This window comes from Streptomyces sp. SID5469 (assembly GCF_009862865.1).
GTDB classification, from domain to species: domain Bacteria; phylum Actinomycetota; class Actinomycetes; order Streptomycetales; family Streptomycetaceae; genus Streptomyces; species Streptomyces avermitilis.
Genome location: NZ_WWIN01000001.1, coordinates 2,734,854 through 2,753,223 on the forward strand (window position 1 = coordinate 2,734,854; position 18,370 = coordinate 2,753,223).

General features: G+C 68.6%; 11 protein-coding genes. 2 read left to right on the top strand and 9 right to left on the bottom strand.

Going from position 1 to position 18,370, the window contains the following annotated elements; all coding sequences use genetic code 11:
- Positions 1–20: 20 nt before the first annotated feature.
- The 5 genes from GTY58_RS11780 to ngcE all read right to left on the bottom strand — a co-directional run bounded on the left by GTY58_RS11780 (position 21) and on the right by ngcE (position 6,157).
- Positions 21–1,130: a substrate-binding domain-containing protein gene (locus GTY58_RS11780; protein WP_010983687.1), complete on the bottom strand. Its 1,110-nt coding sequence runs from the start codon at positions 1,128–1,130 to the stop codon at positions 21–23.
- Positions 1,131–1,251: 121 nt separating this feature from the next.
- The gene (locus GTY58_RS11785; protein ID WP_010983688.1) at positions 1,252–2,451 is read right to left on the bottom strand and encodes an ROK family transcriptional regulator; all 1,200 of its coding nucleotides are present in this window, start codon (positions 2,449–2,451) and stop codon (positions 1,252–1,254) included.
- Between the two features lie 351 nt (positions 2,452–2,802).
- A complete protein-coding gene (locus tag GTY58_RS11790; protein WP_010983689.1) occupies positions 2,803–3,723 on the bottom strand; it encodes a carbohydrate ABC transporter permease in 921 nt (306 codons plus the stop codon).
- A complete protein-coding gene (locus GTY58_RS11795; RefSeq protein WP_010983690.1) occupies positions 3,723–4,646 on the bottom strand; it encodes a sugar ABC transporter permease in 924 nt (307 codons plus the stop codon). Before GTY58_RS11795 ends, GTY58_RS11790 begins: the two co-directional genes overlap by 1 nt.
- Positions 4,647–4,705: 59 nt before the next feature.
- A complete protein-coding gene (gene ngcE / locus GTY58_RS11800) occupies positions 4,706–6,157 on the bottom strand; it encodes an N-acetylglucosamine/diacetylchitobiose ABC transporter substrate-binding protein (RefSeq protein ID WP_037649989.1) in 1,452 nt (483 codons plus the stop codon).
- Between the two features lie 601 nt (positions 6,158–6,758).
- Between ngcE and GTY58_RS11805 the strand changes: the two genes are divergently transcribed.
- Complete coding sequence (locus GTY58_RS11805; protein WP_037650052.1) at positions 6,759–10,499, top strand: GH92 family glycosyl hydrolase; 3,741 nt, start codon at positions 6,759–6,761, stop codon at positions 10,497–10,499.
- A gap of 78 nt (positions 10,500–10,577) precedes the next feature.
- Here GTY58_RS11805 and GTY58_RS11810 read toward each other — a convergent pair whose 3' ends face one another.
- Together GTY58_RS11810 and GTY58_RS11815 are read right to left on the bottom strand one after the other, a co-directional pair.
- Entirely contained in the window at positions 10,578–13,892 is a 3,315-nt protein-coding gene (locus GTY58_RS11810) for a GH92 family glycosyl hydrolase (RefSeq protein ID WP_010983693.1), read from the bottom strand.
- A gap of 327 nt (positions 13,893–14,219) precedes the next feature.
- Positions 14,220–15,290: a lytic polysaccharide monooxygenase gene (locus GTY58_RS11815; protein WP_042492959.1), complete on the bottom strand. Its 1,071-nt coding sequence runs from the start codon at positions 15,288–15,290 to the stop codon at positions 14,220–14,222.
- Positions 15,291–15,624: 334 nt separating this feature from the next.
- Here GTY58_RS11815 and GTY58_RS11820 point away from each other — a divergent pair, with 334 nt between their 5' ends.
- On the top strand, positions 15,625–15,996 hold the full coding sequence (locus GTY58_RS11820) for a hypothetical protein (RefSeq protein WP_037649987.1): 372 nt from the start codon (positions 15,625–15,627) through the stop codon (positions 15,994–15,996).
- A 50-nt stretch (positions 15,997–16,046) separates the two neighbouring features.
- Here the strand turns inward: GTY58_RS11820 and GTY58_RS11825 are convergent, their stop codons facing one another.
- Both GTY58_RS11825 and GTY58_RS11830 read right to left on the bottom strand, forming a co-directional pair.
- Positions 16,047–17,585, bottom strand: coding sequence for a HAMP domain-containing sensor histidine kinase (locus GTY58_RS11825; RefSeq protein ID WP_010983696.1), 1,539 nt, complete (start codon positions 17,583–17,585; stop codon positions 16,047–16,049).
- Positions 17,582–18,307, bottom strand: a complete 726-nt coding sequence (locus tag GTY58_RS11830) for a response regulator transcription factor (protein WP_010983697.1) — start codon at positions 18,305–18,307, stop codon at positions 17,582–17,584. Before GTY58_RS11830 ends, GTY58_RS11825 begins: the two co-directional genes overlap by 4 nt.
- Positions 18,308–18,370 lie beyond the last annotated feature (63 nt).

An 18,370-nucleotide genomic window follows, 5' to 3' on the forward strand; every position in this document is an offset into this window, starting at 1 on the left:
GGTAAGGGACGTGCAGCTGCTTACTCGAGACCGATGCTGTCGCAGGCCTTCTTGTACTTCGCCGTGCAGATGTCGGCGACCGTGTAGAAGCCTTCCTTGATGACCGTGTCCTTGATGTTGTCCTTGGTCAGCGAGATGACCGGGACGATGACCGACGGGACCTGCTTGGTGGTCGGGCTGTCGACCTTGCTCGTGGCGATGGAGTCGAGCTTCTCGCCCTTGCCGAGCGCGACGGCCATCTTGGCGACCACGGCGGCCTCCTGCGGGTAGGACTTGTACACGCTCATGTACTGGTCACCCGTGACGATGCGCTGCACACCGGCGAGCTCGGCGTCCTGGCCGGTGACCGGGACGGAGATGCCCGCGGACTTGAGCGCCTGGATGATGCCGCCTGCCATGCCGTCGTTGGCGGAGTAGACGCCGACGATGTTCTTCTTGCCGAGGGCGGAGATGGCGCCCTCCATGTTGGCGTTGGCGTTCTCCGGCTTCCACTCCTTGGTGTCGTACGACTTCGCGATGTCGACCTTGCCCTTGAGCTCGGCAAGCGCGCCCTTCTTGAAGAAGGCGGCGTTCGGGTCGGTGATCGCGCCGTTCATCATGACGATCTTGGCGGAGGGCTTGGCCTTGGAGCCCAGCGCCTTCAGGAGGGCCTTGCCCTGGGCGTGGCCGACCTCTTCGTTGTCGAAGGAGGTGTAGGCGTCGATCGGGCCCTCGGCCAGGCGGTCGTACGCGACGACCGGGATGCCGGCGTCCTTGGCCTTCTTGACCGAGTTGGCGATCGCCTTGGCGTCCACCGCGTCCACGATCAGCACGTCCACCTTGTTGGTGACCATCGTGTCGACCTGCTGGCTCTGCGTGGTGGCGTCCTGCTTGGCGTTGGCGTAGACGACCTTGCCCTTGCCATTGGTCAGGTCCGCGACCTGCTTCTTGATGATCGGGTAGTCGAACTTCTCGTAACGCGCGGTCTGGTTCTCCGGAAGGAGCAGGCCGACCGTGATCGCGTCGCCCTTCTTCGAGCTCGAGGTGTCGCTGTCACCCTTGGATTCCTTGGCACTGCCACAGGCGGCCAGCGAAACGGCCATCGCACCAGCGGCAACAGCAACGGCGGCACGACGCATACGCGTGTTCACTTCAGAAACCTCCCTGACGAGGCCGCGACGTTGCGGCCGAGGTGGCTGGAAGTCAACTCGGCCACACGTGCGACGTCAAGAAGTAAATACTTAACGAGATGGCAACGGTGCCATGCGTTCTCTAAGTGAAGGCAGGGGTGGCCGCGGAAAGCGTGCCATCCAAAAGGGTCGAATCGCCCATCTCGCTCAACGCGAGAGCGAGCGCTCCGAGCACCTCGGCGCGGCCCCCAAGTGCCCCTGGAAGCACCGAGAGTTGACGTGCGGCGCTGGGGATCGCATACCGGCTGACAGACTCCCTGATGGGCCCCAGGACCAGCTCCCCGGCCTCGGCGAGATCGCCGCCGAGGACCACCCTGCTGGGGTTGAGCAGATTGCAGAGATTGGCGACTCCGCTGCCGATGTGACGGCCGACGTCGGCGATCACCCGCCGGCATCCCGGATCGCCGTCCCGCGCCAGCCTGACCACGCCTTCCATGGTCAGATCGGTGCCGTGACTGGACTGGAGGAGCGGCAGCACATAGCGCGCCGCCGTGAAGGTCTCGAGGCAGCCGCGGTTGCCGCAGCGGCAGACGGGGCCTGATTCATCGAGAGTGATATGGCCGATTTCGCCCGCTGTGCCGCCGGGGCCGCGGTAGATCTTGCCGCTGATCACCAGCCCGGCCCCGACACCGCTCGCCACCTTGATGTACGCCAGGTCCTTGACCCCCCGGCCACTGCCCCAGACCAGCTCGCCCAGGGCGCCCAGGTTGGCGTCGTTGTCCACGTACACGGGCACGCCGAGCCGCCCCCGCAGCTCCTCGGCGGGCTTCGCGCCGGTCCAGCCCGGCAGGATGGAGGTGGAGCCGAGGGTGCCCGACTCGACATCGATCGGGCCCGGCACACCGAGGCCCACGCCCGCGATCTTGGACCGGTCGACCCCGGTTGCCGCGATCAGGCGGCTGACCAGCTCTTCCGCCCGGTCGAAGCCCTGTGCGGCGGAGGCGTCCACATCGAGCGGCTCGGACTCCTCGGCGAGCACCTGGTGGGCCAGGTTTCCGACCGCGACGCGTAGATGCGTATGCCCGAAGTCGACGCCGATGACAATGCCGGCGTCGCCGCTGAGGGAGACGCTGCGGGCCCTGCGGCCACCCGCCGACGTGGGCGTGACCTCGACGGTCCCGCCGTCCTTGAGCTCCCGCACGATATTGGAGACCGTCGCCGCGGACAGGCCCGTCGTCCTCGCGATCTCCGCCTGCGTGAGCGACCCGGCAAGGCGCACCGCACGTACGACGCGCTCCAGATTGGCTCGATGCAGGGACGACTGCGACCCCGGAGTCTCCACGACGACCTCCCGCGTACGAGGCCGCCACGATGAGGCCCCGCCTATGTCCAACTAGTGAACTCTAAGCTGAGCCGTTTGGGTTACCTCCCGTCAAGAGGTTGAGCTGCATCCGACGCGGATGAGCGCGCGTGAGGGCCGCGCCCCGATGGAAAACCGGCTGCGACAGGGTCGATACCGCCCGTGTCTCACGTCACAGCAGCAAAATCCGGACCACGTGCGAGGTGTCACCCTTTCGGCCGTGAACGATCGAGCAGGTGCTCCGGTCGTTCACACCTTGTCGCGCTCCCGGCCGCCCCTACGGCGCAGACGAGCGCCCGCCCGGTCGCCTTCCGGCCCCCGCCGCACGCTCCCCTACTTCAATGCGCCCGCCGTCAGTCCCTGCACGACCTGCCTCTGGAAGATGATGTACGCCGCCAGCACGGGGAGCATGGCCATCACCAGACCCGCGAACAGGCCCGACCAGTCGCCCTTGTACCCCTGGCTGGTCGCCAGCTCTACGAGGCCCTGGGAAAGCACCTTCTTGTCCGGGTCGGTGTTCAGCACCGTCGGGAGCATGTACTGGTTCCACTGCCCCAGGAAATTGAAGATGCCCACGCTGATCAGGCCCGGCTTGGCCATCGGCAGCATGATCTGGAAGAACGTCCGGGTGTGCGACGCGCCGTCCACGAACGCCGCCTCGGCGATCGACGTCGGCAACGTCCTGAAGAAAGAGGTCAGGAAGAAGACCGTGAACGGCAGCGAGTACGCGATGTAGACGAGGATCAGGCCCGGCAGCGTGTTCAGCAGCCGCATGTTGTTCAGTACGTAGAACAACGGCACCAGGGCGAGCATGACCGGGAAGCTCATTCCTCCGACGAAGAGGAAGTAGATGAAGCGGTTGCCCGGAAAGTCGAACCGGGCGAGAACGTAGGCCGCCATCGAGCCGAGCACGAGCGTGCCGACCAGCGAGAAGCCCACCACTATGAGCGTGTTGCCGAAGTAGTCGCTCATGTGAGCCTGTGACCAGGCGCGCGACCAGTTCTCGAAATGCAGCTTGTCCGGCAGCGACCAGGGCGAGCTGAAAATGGAGTCGTCATCCTTGAAGGACGTCATCACCGCCCACAGGAGCGGCAGAACGACCATGATCGCCCAGAGGATGAGGACACCGTGCGAGAAGACGTTCAGGACGCCGCCCTCGCTGCTCTTCTCCTTCTTCCGCGCGGCCGCTGTCTTCGTCACTCGCGGACGGTCCTCGATCCGGTCCACCGGAGGCGGGGTGTCAGTGGTCTTCATCAGTACTCCAGCCGCTCGCGCCGGCCCAGCCTCATCACGATCGCCGCGAACAGCAGCGTGACGACGAGGAGGGCGACACCGATCGTTGTCGCGTAGGCGGCGTTCGCGTCGCGGAACGCCGATTGGTACACGTACAGCGGAAGGACCGTGGTCGAGTAGTCGGGACCACCGGGACCTACCGTCATGATCTGCACGGCGGCGAATGCCTCGGCGCCGAGAGACAGAATGCCCATGTAGACCCATCCGGACTGCACGGTGTCCCAGAGCAGTGGAAGAGTGATTTTGAAGAACGTGGTGAACCGGCTCGCGCCGTCGAGGAGAGCGGCCTCGTAGAAGTCCTTCGGAATCGACGCCATTCCCGCGGAGAACAGCACCACGAAGAACCCGACCGTGCTCCACAGGAGCACCGCCATCACACACCAGAGGGCGAGATTCGGGTCGCCCAGCCAGTCCGGCTGGACACTTCCGAGACCGATGGCCTGCAAAGTCCCGTTGATCACACCGTCGTTGGGGTTGTACGCGAACTGGAAGAGCAGGGCGACGATCGCGATCGACAGCACCTGCGGGAAGAAGTAGGCGATCTTGTAGAAACCCGAGCCGCGCACTCCGGTGATGGCGGCGCCCTTACGGCGCCGCCCACCGACATTGAGCATGAAGGCGAAGAACAGCGCGAGGCTCAGCGTCACCAGCGGCAGCAGCAAGGCGAAAACCAGACTGTGCCGCAACGACTTCCAGAAGATGTCGTCGTCGAACATTCTGGTGTAGTTCGCGAAGCCGACCATCTTGAAGTCGGGGCTCAGACCGGTCCAGTCCGTGAACGAGTAGTAGATCGCCTGGATGAACGGCCAGATCACGAAGATCGCGTACAGCGCCAAGGGGGCCACCAAGAACCCCACAATGAAACGGTACTTGCCGTGTTGCATGGTTACCGACCCCGATCGTTTCGCGGGTGCCGCCGCTGGTGACGCGTCCGCACGTGCTGCTACTGGTGCTTGTAGTGCTTGATGGACTGGTCCTTGGCAGCCGCGTCCGCGTAGCCCTGGATCTTCTTGATGGCCTCGGCCGGGGTGAGCCGCCCTGCCATCATCTCGCCGAGACCGGAGACACCGATCTGCTCCTTCTGGAGCTTCACGTACCAGTCCTGGAGGCGCGGGTTGACCACGTTGTCGCCGGCCTTGTCCAGGGCCGCGACACCGGACTTGAGGCCCGGGGTCAGCTCGATGCCGTCCGTACCGCCGTTGAACGCGGTGAGCGACTTCACCTGACTGGTGAAGTTCTTCGACGACGCCTCGCTGAGCATGATGCGGAGCTGCTCCATGCCGCCGGCGGGGTTGTTCGCCTTGGCCGGAACGATGAACGGTTCGCCACCGGAGGCCCAGATGGTCCCGAACGGCATCTTGTCGGAGCTGTCGAGGCCGGACGGACCGCTGACCGCCAGGTTGAAGTCCGCCGGGATGACCTTCGCGGACTCGTTCTCCACCCAGGAGCCGTTCGGGATGAACAGCGCCTTGCCCTTGGCCCAGGCGGTCTGCGACTGGATGTGGTCGATGCCCGGGGTGCCCTTGAGGATGTAGCCCTTCTTGTAGAGCTCGTAGTACGCCTCGAAGGCGGACTTGACGGCCGGGTCCTTCCAGGCGTTCGGCTCCAGGTTGTCGATCTTGTCGAGAACCTCGCGGCCGCCGATCTTGGCGATGAAGGGGTAGAGCGAGAACGGCAGGTAGTACGGGTACTTGCCCGCGTACGTCCAGCCGGCGATGCCCTTCTTCTTCGCCTTCGCGCAGAGCGCGAGCATGGCGTCCCAGTCCTCGGGGTACGTCGAGTCGAGCTTCTCGAGGGCGGTCTGCGAGTACCAGACGCCGTAGACCGTGTAGGCGTAGTACATGATCCAGACGGGGTCGCCGTCGAACTGGCCCATCTCCACGATCCCGGGGCGCAGCGTGTCGCGGACCTTCTTCGCCGGGTCGTCGATCGACGGCGCGTCGAGGAGCGGCGTGAGGTCGGTCAGCTGCTTCTTGCCGACGAGCACACCCATGTCCATCTGCTGGGCGCCCGAGTTGTCGATCAGGTCCGGCGGAGTGCCGCCGTTGAACTTGGGCTGAAGCTCGGACTGGATCTTCTGGGTCTTGTGGAAATCGATCGTGACCTTGGGATACGCCTTCTTGTACTCGGCGTTCGCGTCGGTCGCGTACTTCGTACCGAAACCGCCGTCGAAGATGACGACCGACAGCGCGGCGGTCTCGTTGACGCCCAGCGGGTTCTTCTTCGTCTTCTTGCCGGTCTTGGCCTTGTCCTCGGAACCGCTGTCGCTGCTCGCACAAGCGGACAAGAAGCTCATCGTAGGTACGGAGATCAGACCGAGCGCGGCGGACCGCTTGATCAGGTCGCGGCGGCCGATGCCTCCGGTGTTGCGGTTCTCGGCGGAAGTGGATCCCATGCTCAAGTCCTCGCCTTCTCCAGGACTCAGGCGGTGAACCGGATCCTCCCCGGCACCGCGGTGATGGTGAAGCTGGGGTCGTGCATGAGGGATTCAGTGGGACGGCACGGCAGTCACGCGTGCTCCGAACGGTCCGCCGCCTCCCGATTCCCCCCGGGTCCTGCCTGTCCACAGCCGTCGAACGACTAGGCGGACGCCGACAGGTATAGTCCACTTCTTGCCAGCGGAGCAACATCGAACGCACGGTGGGCCTTGGGTCTTTTCCGAGTTGAGACCTCGCGGAAATATGAGCCGACTGTGTGTTGCCCGAGCAAAGATCGACACTGCTCGGGCCCCTCGGAATGCGCGCGATACGTGGCGCTTCGCGCGCTATGGGACCCGGATGCCACATCCAACACCCTTGACAGCACCGGCCACTTGAACCCCTACTGGTGCTTGCCCGCGAAGTTGACAACGTTGTCCATTTCATTCCGAGGCGCAGGGAGGGTGCTCGCGCATGCAGCACGGAGCTCGGCACAGGTGGGGTTTGACATCCGGGTACAGACCCGGTTCCGGGCGCAGGCCCGGTCCTTCGGCGGTCGTTGCGGTGGCCGCCTTCGCTCTGGTGGTGGCCTCGCAGGGCGCGGCCGTGGCCCGGCCCGCCCAAGCGGCGGCGGCCGACCGGGAATTCGCTTCCTCGTTCGAGTCCGGTGAGCCGGCCCCGGACTGGCTCAGCACCGTCGACACGGCGGCGGACGGTTCGAAGCGGGCGTCGGGGGTGGACGGCGGCTACAGCACCGGCATTCCGGGCAATGTGACCGACCACGTCACGGATGTCCGGGCCGGCGCCGAGAACACCGGAGCGGGCGAGGTGAAGGAGAACCTCGTCGACGGCGAATCGAGCACCAAGTGGCTGACGTTCACGCCCACGGGCTGGGCGGAGTTCGACCTCGACGCCCCGGTCAAGCTGGTGACGTACGCGCTGACGTCGGCCAATGACGCCGACGAGCGCGACCCCGCCGACTGGACCCTCCAGGGCTCGACGGACGGCAAGGACTGGAAGACCCTGGACACCCGCACCGGCGAGTCGTTCGCCGAGCGGTTCCAGACGAAGTCGTACGACCTTGCGAGCCCGGCCGAGTACCAGCACTTCCGGCTCGACATCACCAAGAACCACGGCGCGGACCTCCTGCAGCTCGCCGACGTCCAGTTCTCGACGGGCGGCACCTCCGACCCGGCGCCCAAGGACATGCTCTCGCTGGTCGACCGCGGCCCGAGCGGCTCCCCCACCGCCAAGGCGGGCGCCGGCTTCACCGGCAAGCGGGCGCTGCGGTACGCGGGAACCCACAAGGCCGACGCGCGGGCCTACTCGTACAACAAGGTCTTCGACGTCAATGTGGGCGTCGGGCGGGACACCGAGCTCTCGTACCGCATCTTCCCTTCGATGGCGGACAAGGACCGGGACTACGACGCCACGAACGTCTCCGTCGACCTGGTCTTCACGGACGGCACCTATCTGAGCGACCTGAAGGCGACGGACCAGCACGGCTTCGCGCTGACCCCGCAGGGGCAGGGCGCTGCCAAGATCCTGTACGTCAACCAGTGGAACAACGTCGTCTCGCGGATCGGGTCGGTCGCGGCGGGCAGGACGGTGGACCGGATCCTGGTGGCGTACGACTCGCCGAAGGGACCCGCGAAGTTCCGCGGCTGGCTGGACGACATAGCGCTGAAGGCCGCGCCGCCCGAGAAGCCGAAGGCGCATCTGTCCGACTACGCGCTGACGACCCGCGGCACGAACTCCAGCAGCGGCTTCTCGCGTGGCAACAACTTCCCGGCGACGGCCGTGCCGCACGGCTTCAACTTCTGGACGCCGGTGACCAACGCGGGCTCGCTCAGCTGGCTGTACGACTACGCGCGGTCCAACAACGCGGACAACCTGCCGACCATCCAGGCGTTCAGCGCGAGCCATGAGCCCAGTCCCTGGATGGGCGACCGGCAGACGTTCCAGGTGATGCCGTCGGCCGCGTCCGGCACCCCGGACACCGGGCGCACCGCGCGGGCGCTCGCCTTCCGGCACGAGAACGAGACGGCCCGTCCGTACTACTACGGGGTGACGTTCGAGAACGGCCTCAAGGCGGAGATGGCGCCGACGGATCACGCGGCGGCGCTGCGCTTCACCTATCCCGGTGACGACGCGAGCGTGCTCTTCGACAACGTGACGGACCAGGCGGGGCTGACGCTCGACAAGGAGCACGGGATCGTCACCGGCTACTCCGACGTGAAGTCGGGGCTGTCGACCGGGGCGACGCGGCTGTTCGTGTACGGGGTGTTCGACGCTCCGGTCAAGGAGGGGGCGTCCTCCGGGGTCAAGGGCTATCTGCGCTTCGCGCCGGGCGCCGACCACACCGTCACGCTGCGGCTCGCCACCTCGCTGATCAGCGTCGACCAGGCCAAGGACAACCTCGGCCAGGAGATCCCGGACGGCACCTCGTTCACCACGGTCAAGAACCGGGCCCAGCAGCAGTGGGACAAGCTGCTCGGCAAGGTGGAGGTCGAGGGTGCCACGCCCGATCAGCTGACGACCCTCTACTCCAGCATGTACCGGCTGTACCTGTACCCCAACTCCGGCTTCGAGAAGATCGGTTCGAAGTACCGGTACGCGTCTCCGTTCCAGCCGATGCCGAGCCCGGACACCCCGACGCACACCGGGGCGAAGATCGTCGACGGCAAGGTGTACGTCAACAACGGCTTCTGGGACACCTATCGGACGACCTGGCCGGCCTACTCGTTCCTGACGCCCGGTCAGGCGGGCGAGATGGTGGACGGGTTCGTGCAGCAGTACAAGGACGGCGGCTGGACCTCGCGGTGGTCGTCGCCGGGGTACGCGGACCTGATGACGGGCACGTCGTCGGACGTGGCGTTCGCGGACGCGTATGTGAAGGGCGTCGACTTCGACGCGAAGGCGGCATACGACGCGGCGGTGAAGAACGCGACGGTCGTACCGCCGTCCTCCGGGGTGGGCCGTAAGGGCATGGCCACCTCGCCCTTCCTCGGCTACACGAGCACGGACACGTCCGAGGGCCTGTCGTGGGCGATGGAGGGCTACAACAACGACTACGGCATCGCACGGATGGGCCAGGCGCTCTACAAGAAGACCGGCAAGAAGCGGTACAAGGAGGAGGCCGCGTACTTCCTCAACCGGGCGCAGGACTACGTGAAGCTCTTCGACGGGAAGGCCGGGTTCTTCCAGGGCCGCGACGGGAAGGGCGACTGGCGGGTCGACTCGGCCACCTACGACCCGCGCGTGTGGGGTTACGACTACACCGAGACGAACGGCTGGGGGTACGCCTTCACCGCACCGCAGGACTCGCGGGGTCTGGCGAACCTGTACGGCGGCCGTGGAGCGCTGGCCAAGAAGCTCGACACGTACTTCGCGACGCCGGAGACGGCCTCGCCGGACTTCGTCGGCTCGTACGGCGGCGTCATCCACGAGATGACGGAGGCACGGGACGTCCGGATGGGCATGTACGGGCACTCCAACCAGGTCGCGCACCACGTGAACTACATGTACGACGCGGCGGGCCGGCCCTGGAAGACGCAGGCCAACGTCCGTGAGGTGCTGTCCCGCCTCTACACCGGCAGCGAGATCGGGCAGGGATACCACGGCGACGAGGACAACGGCGAGCAGTCGGCCTGGTACCTGTTCTCCGCGCTCGGCTTCTATCCGCTGGTGATGGGCAGCGGCGAGTACGCCATCGGCTCGCCGCTGTTCACCAAGGCGACGGTGCACCTGGAGAACGGCCGGGACCTGGTCGTCAAGGCGCCGAAGAACAGCGCGAAGAACGTGTACGTGCAGGGGCTGAAGGTCAACGGCAAGAAGTGGACGTCGACCTCGCTCCCCCACTCGCTGATCGCGAAGGGCGGGGTACTGGCGTTCGACATGGGCGCGAAGCCGTCGTCGTGGGGCAGCGGCGGCGGCGCGGGCCCGGTGTCGATCACGAAGGGCGACCAGGTGCCGTCGCCGCGGGCGGACGCCATCAAGGGTGGCGGTGCGCTCTTCGACGACACGTCGGCGACGAGCGCGACCGTGACATCGGTGGAACTGCCGGTCGCCGCCCGCACGAAGGCGGTCCAGTACACGCTGACGTCGTCCTCCGACCACACGGCGGCGCCGGCCGGCTGGGTCCTCGAGGCCTCGGCGGACGGCACGCACTGGACGACGGTCGACAGGCGCACGGACGAGTCCTTCACCTGGGACAGACAGACCCGGGTGTTCTCGATCGCGCATCCGGGCAAGTACGCCCACTACCGCCTGGTCCCGACGGCCGAGGCGACCCTGGCGGAGGTGGAACTGCTGTCCTGAGGGCCCCCCACGGGAGAGAAGGGGCGGACCCGGAGTCACTCCGGGTCCGCCCCTTCGGCGTGGCCGAGGTCCCGGAGGTCAGTTCACGGCGAGGGTGAAGACATGCAGGTCCGTGTTGTCGGGGAGCTTGATGCTCTTGATCTTCTTGCCGGCCGGGGCCGTGTACGGCTTGGTCGCGAAGACGTACGTGGCCACCGGGTCCTTGTCGGCGCCGGCGACATTGCGGTACGGCGTCCTCGCGACGACCTCGTTGCCGTACTGGACCGTGCCGCCGCCTCCGCCGACGGTCCAGTCGGTGAAGGACAGGTCGACCGGGTCCGTGCTGCCGTCGGTGTACGTCACCGTCGCCTTCGTCTGCTGGTTGCCGTTCACCGCGCTGCCGATGAAGCTCAGTTCGGCTGCCGGAGTGGGGAGTTCGACGGTCCGGCCGGTCGCCGAGGCGTTGTCGGGGCGGCCCGCCGGGGAGTCGGGCCAGGTGAACGTGAGGCCGTTCACCGTGCCCTGCGTGCCCGGGGTCAGACCCGCGCCCGCCAGCGCCTGGCGCGAGTAGCTCCAGCCCCCGCCGTCGTAGTCGGCCTCGTCGTGGTCGCCCACGTCGTCCGAGACGCCCGTGTTGTCGTACGCGGCCAGCAGTGAGCCGGGCGCGGCCACCGTCAGGGCCACCGGTTGCTCGTACGACGTGTCGGGCGACGTCACCGTCACCTTGACGTCGTAAAAGCCCTGCCTGGCCGCGTCGGCCGCGGTCACCGTGATCTGCTGGGCGCCGTCGGACACCGTGCCCTCGGCGGGCGTGGCCGTGACGCCGGCCGGCGTCTCGACGCGGAAGCGCACCTCGGGTCCCGTTCCGCCGCTGAGCGCCAGCGCCCTGATGTCGATCTTCGTGCTGCCGCCGGGCGCGACCGTGGCCGTGGTGGGGCCCACGCCGATCTGGTACGGCTGCTCGCCCGCGCGGAAGGACGGCGGCGCGTCGGCGGCGTCGGCACCCCAGGCGCGGTTCGGGGTCGCGGAGAGGGTGTAGTCGAGGCGGCCGCCGTCCCGTACGAAGGAGGCGGGCAGCCAGGAGCGGTCACTGGTGCGGCCGTCGACCTTCAACGACCGCACGTACGGGGCGTCCTTCGCCGCGCCCGCCGCGCGGATCTCGATGTCGTTGCCGTGCGGGCGCCTGATCTCCACGCGGGGGAACAGCGGTGAGGCCAGCACGAGTTCGGCACGGGACGGGACCTGCGGGTACATGCCGAGCGCGGAGAAGACGTACCAGGACGACATCGCGCCGAGGTCGTCGTTGCCCGGAATGCCGCCCGGCCGCGTCGACCACAGCTTGTCCATCGCCGCGCGGACCGTCTCCTGCGTCTTGTAGGGCGCTCCCGCGTAGGCGTACAGGTAGGGCACGTTGATGGACGGCTCGTTGTCCAGCTCGGACTTGTCGCCGCCGCTGCCGGTGAAGGCCCAGCTGCCGTCGGAGTCGTGGAAGAAGGCGTCCAGCCGGTCGAGCGCCGCGTCCCGGCCGCCCATGGCCGCGAACAGTCCCGCCGGGTTGTGCTGCACCATCCAGGTGTACTGGGCCGCCGTGCCCTCCACGAAGCCGTTGCCGGTGGCCGGGGTGAAGCCGGTGACCCAGCTGCCGTCGGCCTTCCGGTTGGCGATGTAGCCGCTGTTGAGGTACCCCTTGCCCGAGCCGACCCGGGCGCTCGGGGACGGGGCGGCCGCGATGTTGAAGTTGTTCTGCCACCACTGGGAGCGCCGGGCGAAGGTCGCCGCGGTCTCCTTCTCCCCCGCCGCCCGCGCCAGTTGGGACAGCGCGAAGTCGGCGCCCGACATCTCCAGGGTCTCGGCGGCCCCGCCCCACGCGTTGGAGACGGACGGCATGTAGTGGCGGTTCAGGTACTTGTCGAGGGAGGGACGCTGGCCGACCGAGAGGACCGGCTTCCCGGCCGCCGACAGGTCCTGCGACGTCGGCACGGTCGCCGCCTTCACCAACGAGTCCAGTGCGCCGCGCAGATCGAAGTCCGTGCCGCCGAAGGCACGGATACCGGCGAGGGCGGCCGGGGACGGGTCGCCGTTCATGACGTGTGTCCCGCTCGCGCCGTGCAGCCAGCGGTCCCAGATTCCCCCGTTCTGCCGGGCCAGTTCGAGCAGCGACTGCGCGATGTCGGACCCGGTGCGCGGATCGAGCAGCGTCAGCAGCTGCACCTGGGAGCGGTAGACGTCCCAGCCGGAGAACGTGCCGTACTGGGCCCGGTGCCCGCGGCCCACGACGTGCACCTTGTCGTCACTGCCCCGGTATCTGCGGTCCGCGTCGCTGATCACGTTGGGGTGCAGGAGGGCGTGGTAGAGAGCCGTGTAGAAGGTGGTGCGGTCCTCCGCCGTGCCGCCGCCGACCCCGACCGCCCCCAGACGCTCGCGCCAGGCACGGCGCGCCGCGTCCCGGACGGCCTCGAAGGAGCGGCCGCGGGGGTTCTCCACCGCGAGGTTGGCCTCGGCGCCCGCCTGGCTGACGTACGAGATACCGACCTTGACGTTGACCGGTCCCGAGCCGGGAGCGAACTCCACATAGCCGCCCGCTCCCTTGCCGGCGACGGGCCGCCCGCCCTGGGAGAAGCCGCCCGTGCCGCCGCTCGCCTCCGTGGAGCCGGGGTTCAGCCTGTCGTCCTGCCAGGTGCCGGTGGACTTGAAGGCGCGGTCGAAGCGGGCGGTGAAGTGGAGGGTGTAGTAGCCGCGCCGGCCCTCGGGATCGAGGTAGCCGCAGAAGTTGCCTGAGGTGACCGAGCCGGAGACCGTGCGGGTCGCCGGGTCGATCCGCACGGACGAATCGGTCGAGCCCACCTCGGAGTTGGCGGTGCGGATCAGCAGCGAGGCCGGCTTGTCCGCGGGGTAGGTGAAGCGGCCCGAGCCCGTGCGCGCGGTGGCCGTGAGGTCGGCGGTGACACCGGAGGAGAGCCCCACTTTGTAGTGGCCGGGCTCGGCCGTCTCGTCCTGGTGACTGAAGTCGGCCGCGTACACGGCGTCCTTGGTGTCGCTCGCCGGGGAGGAGGTGACGTCGCCCGCGTACGGGAAGAAGGGGATGTCACCGCTGCCGCCCGCGCAGCCGGTGCCGGACATGTGGGTGAGGCTGAAGCCGCGGATGCGGGTGGCGTCGTACTGGTAGCCGCCGGGGGCGGCGGTGCGGGTGGCGTCGCCGCGGGTGTTCTCGGGGCTCCAGGAGAGCATGCCGAAGGGGGTGACGGCGCCGGGGAAGACATCGCCGCCGTTCGTGGTGCCGATGAGCGGATCGACGTACGTGGTGGGGTCCCGGACGAGGTCCGGTGGGGCGGTGGTCGCCGCGAGCGCCGGGGTGGCGCCGCCGGCCACCACCAGGGTGACGGCCAGCAGGACAGATGACGGACGGAAACGCATGACGCGGCCCCTCCTCCTTCGGACGGGTCGCGCACCACAGGTCACACAAGCCGCAGGGACAGTAACGTGCGCCACCGGTACCACGGAAGACCGCGTACGAGCCGGCAGACGCGCCCCCATACCACCGCTCATCCTGGTCAACTGGCTTGACATCGTTGTCGGTTACCGGAGTAGAGTCATGTACAGACCACTCAGACAACGTTGTCGCCGCCACTGGTCGTCACAAGCCACGCTTCACCCGGTCCGGCCTACTCCCCCCAGGCCGGACCGGCTCGCGGACCGGGTGAGCCGCACCGCGCCACCCGGTCCGCCCCGAGCAGTTCGCCGTCAACCGACCTGACAGGCGAGCGCCGTCGACGGATCGCCGCCGGAGCCCCTGACGACGTATCCGAACGTCGCGCTCCTCCCCGGGTCCAGCGACCCGTTCCAGTCGGCGTTGTGCACCATCACGTCCTGCCCCTGGTACGTCGCGTTGCCGTTCCAGAGGCTGTCGACCGTCTGGCCGCTCGGCAGCGTCCAGTCGACCATCCAGCCGAGCATCGGGACGTCACCGGTGTTGGTGACGGTGACCTCGGACTGATAACCGCCGGGCCAGCTGCCCGTCGTACGACGGGTCGCGGAGCACACGCCGGGCGGGGGCTCGGTGGGGTTGCCCGGGTCGTGGACGCCCGTCACTTCGCCGTTGCCGCCGTCGAAGACGACGTCGGAGCAGGAGTAGAACGTCTCCGCGCTGTCCGAGCGCTGCCAGACCATGTAGACGAGGTGGCGGCCAGACTTGCCCGACGGAAGCCTGCCGCTCCAGGAGTAGTTGGCGTCCACCGTGCCCGGACTGCCGTTGAGCGGCGGGTGGTCGACGCTCAGGAACGGCTGGTCCTCCATGTCGTTCCAGGTGAGCGTCTTGGTGGGGTCGAAGCCGTCCTTGGTCAGGTAGACGTAGAACCAGCCCGGGTGCGCCGCCCAGGCGTTGTAGGAGAAGTCGACCGTCGCGCCCGACGTCAGGTGCGTGAGCGGCCAGTCGCTGCGCGGGAGGTCGAAGCCCGTGAAGTTGGGGTTGCCGCCGCTGCACAGCTCGCCGTCGGGCACGAAGCCCCGGGTGCGGCCCGCACCGTCCGAGCGGAGCACCGAGAACCAGTTGTAGAACGGCGTGGTACCGCTGACCTGCTGCGCGGCCTTGCACGCCGGATTGACGGGCTTGATCTCGCCGGTGTCGGTGAGTCCGTCCTGCCAGCACAGGAAGGTGCGGCTGCCGGGCTTCATGGGGGTGCCGTGGGCTGCCGCCCTTCCGCCCGCCGTGACGACCAGGCCGAGGGCCGGGACCGTGGTGAGGAGGGCGAGCAGGACGAGGAGGAGGGCTCTGTGGCGGGTGGAGAGGGGTAATCGTGCGACTGTAGGGAGCATGACAAACATCCCTCTGGTCGGAGTCGTGGGGATTCCGCGCGAGGTGGGAGCGGTACCCTCCGGCGGGTTCCGGTCCGCCGGAATATGGGAGCGCTCCCACCTCACTCGTTCGTGAAACTAGCGCGGATGGGGGCCCCTGTAAACGTCTGACACGCGAGGCCCGCGCCCGGGCGGGTGCGGCCGCCGCTCCTGGGGCCGGCGCCCCGCCTTGGACCGCCCTGCCGAGGAACCGTCGGGGAAACGCCTGGGAACTGCCCGGGAACTGGCGAGGAACCTCTTCTGCTCCAGGGACATCTACCTGTGCGAACAGCACGGGCAGGGAGGAAGCGAAGCGGTGCGGGGACCGGATGCGGGCGACGACCGCGAGGCCGACGCCGACGACGGCCTGTGGGGGCCGGCGCTGGCGAACCTCCTCATCGGGCTGCTCGCGATCCTCCCGGCCCTGTGCCTGTGCCGGCTGCTGACCCCCTACCCGCAGGCCGGCTGCGACGGCGGGTTCGCCTGCGCCGGGGAGGCCCCCGGCCACACGACCGGCGTGACGATCGGCGCCGTGCTCGGCGGAGCGGCGGTCCTCGGGCTGGTGCTGGTGGTGGACGTCCTCATGCCACGGCAGGAGGGGCGGCGGATGCGTACGTGGCTGGGAATGACCGTACTGGTGCCGATACCGTTCGTGGTGGGGCAGGCGTTCGGCTGGATCCAGGGGTGATTCAGGGTGATCCAGGGGATGGCCCGGGACGTCGGTGACGAGCGGGAAGCCTAGGGATGTGCCCGCGCGGCCTCCAGGGCACCGGACAGTGCCGGGCTTGCCGCCAGTTCCGTGGGCTCCGGCTCTGGGGCCAGGGGCAGTTCGATCGTGAACTCCGTGTGGCCCGGGGCGCTGTCGACATGGATGCGGCCGCCGTGCGCCGCCGTGATGGCCGCGGCGATGGCCAGGCCCAGGCCCGAGCCGCCCACCTTGCCGGAGGCCCGGGAGCGGGACGCGTCGGCGCGGGTGAAGCGTTCGAAGACCGTGGGCAGCAGAGCGGGCGGGATGCCGGGACCGTCGTCGCGCACGCGGATGGTGCAGGAGCCGCCCGTGGCCTCCACCGAGGCGACGACCGTCGTACCCGGTGGCGTGTGCACGCGCGCGTTGGCCAGAAGGTTCGCCACGACCTGATGGAGCCGGGCCTCGTCGCCGATGACGAGCGCCGGGACGTCGAGCGGCAGCGCCAGCTGCCAGTCGTGGGTGTCCCCGGCGGCCCGCGCGTCCCACACCGCCTCGGCGACCAGCCCCGCGAGGTCGACCTCGGCCGAGTGCAACGGCCGCCCCTCGTCGAGCCGGGCGAGCAGGAGCAGATCCTCCACCAGACCCGTCATGCGTGCCGACTCGGCGGAGACCCGGCGCCAGGCCAGGTTCGGCTCGATCCGCTCGGTGCCGCGGTTCATGAGTTCGGCGTACCCGGCGATGGAGGCCAGCGGCGTACGGAGTTCATGGCTGGCGTCGGCCAGGAAGCGGCGCATGCGTTCCTCGCTGCGGCGCATCTCCTCCTCGCCGCGCTGGCGTTCGGCGAGCGAGGACTCGACGTGGTCGATCATCCGGTTGAGGGCGGCGCCGACCTGTCCGGCCTCGCTGCCGAGGTCGGCGTCGCGGTCGGGGACCCTGGTGAGGCCGGTGACCCTGCCGTGGCCCAGCGGGGAGCGGGAGACCTCCACGGCGGTGGCGGCGACCCGCCCCAGCGGCCGCAGCTGGCGCCGGATGACGACGGCACAGGCACAGCCCGCGGCGGTGAGACCGGCCGCCGCCACGACGGCCTCGACCAGGACCAGGCCGCCGATCATGTCCTGGACGTCCCCCATCGGGAGTCCGGTGAGGACCCGGATCCCCTTGCTGTCGAGCGCGGTGACCCGGTAGGTGCCGAGGCCGGGGACGGTACGGGTGTGCTTCGAGCCGTCGGTCGCGATGCCGTCGAGAGCGGCGCGCTGGGCGGCGGTGAGCGCGCGCGGCGGGGCGTCCTGGCTGACGACCTCGGCGGCGGTGATGTACCCGTCGACGTCGAGCCGGGCGGCGAGCGTGCCGGCGGGCTGCCCGTTCTCGTGGAGGAACCCCAGGTCCGTGTCGTTCTCCGGATGGAGCCCGGCTCCGCCCTGGCTGCGCTCGGCGGCGTCGGTGACGCGCTCGTCCAGGTTGCCGAGCAGATAGGCACGCTGGGCGAAGACCGTGGTGAGCGTCATCGCGGCACAGACGACGACGAGGGTGACACCGATGAACAGCAGCAGCCGCGTCCGCAGCGAGCGCGCTCGCGGCCGGGCCGTCATCTGCCGTCCTCCGCGGACCTGATGGCGTAGCCGAGCCCGCGCACCGTGCGGATCATCGGTGCCCGCCCCTTGTCGATCTTGCGGCGCAGGTTGGAGATGTACACCTCCACGAGATTGCCGCCGCCGTCGAAGGTGCTGCTCCACACGTGCTCGAGGATCTGGGCCTTGCTCAGCACCTGGCGCGGGTGGTTCAGCAGCAGGGCGAGCAGGTCGAACTCCTTGGCCGTGAGCCCGATCGGCGTGCCGTCGCGGTGCACCTCGCGGGTCTCCTCGGTCAGGACGAGGTCGCCGAGCACCCGCACCGAGTCGTCGGCCCGGGCCCCCGCGGTGCCGGCCCGCCGCAGCAGCCCGCGCAGCCGCAGGACGACCTCCTCCAGGGAGAAGGGTTTCGTCACATAGTCGTCCGCGCCCATGGCGAGCCCTTCGATGCGGCGCTCCAGCGCGTCGCGGGCGGTCAGCATGAGCACGGGCAGTTTCGGACTCTCGTACCGCAGCCGTCTCAGCACCTGGAGTCCGTCCAGGTCGGGCAGCATTCCGTCGAGCACCACCGCGTGCGGGGCGCAGCCGCGCGCGAGGCGCAGCGCGCTGTGGCCGTCGGCCGCCGGGTAGGGCCGCCAGCCCGCTTCGGTGACGGCCACGGACAACAGCTCGGTGAGCGCGGGTTCATCGTCGACGATGAGCACACGGACGCGGCCGTTTCGGGGCCCAGGGGTGCCAGACATGTATCGATCGTGTCCCGGTCACCTGAGGGAACGCTGTGTTCCGCCTGAGCTCAGGCCATGTCC

Coding starts and splice junctions, on each gene's coding strand:
- GTY58_RS11790 (WP_010983689.1), bottom strand. CDS start 3,723: ATGAAGACCACTGACACCCCGCCTCCGGTGGACCGGATCGAGGACCGT.
- ngcE (WP_037649989.1), bottom strand. CDS start 6,157: ATGGGATCCACTTCCGCCGAGAACCGCAACACCGGAGGCATCGGCCGC.
- GTY58_RS11810 (WP_010983693.1), bottom strand. CDS start 13,892: ATGCGTTTCCGTCCGTCATCTGTCCTGCTGGCCGTCACCCTGGTGGTG.
- GTY58_RS11815 (WP_042492959.1), bottom strand. CDS start 15,290: ATGCTCCCTACAGTCGCACGATTACCCCTCTCCACCCGCCACAGAGCC.
- GTY58_RS11825 (WP_010983696.1), bottom strand. CDS start 17,585: ATGACGGCCCGGCCGCGAGCGCGCTCGCTGCGGACGCGGCTGCTGCTG.
- GTY58_RS11795 (WP_010983690.1), bottom strand. CDS start 4,646: ATGCAACACGGCAAGTACCGTTTCATTGTGGGGTTCTTGGTGGCCCCC.
- GTY58_RS11830 (WP_010983697.1), bottom strand. CDS start 18,307: ATGTCTGGCACCCCTGGGCCCCGAAACGGCCGCGTCCGTGTGCTCATC.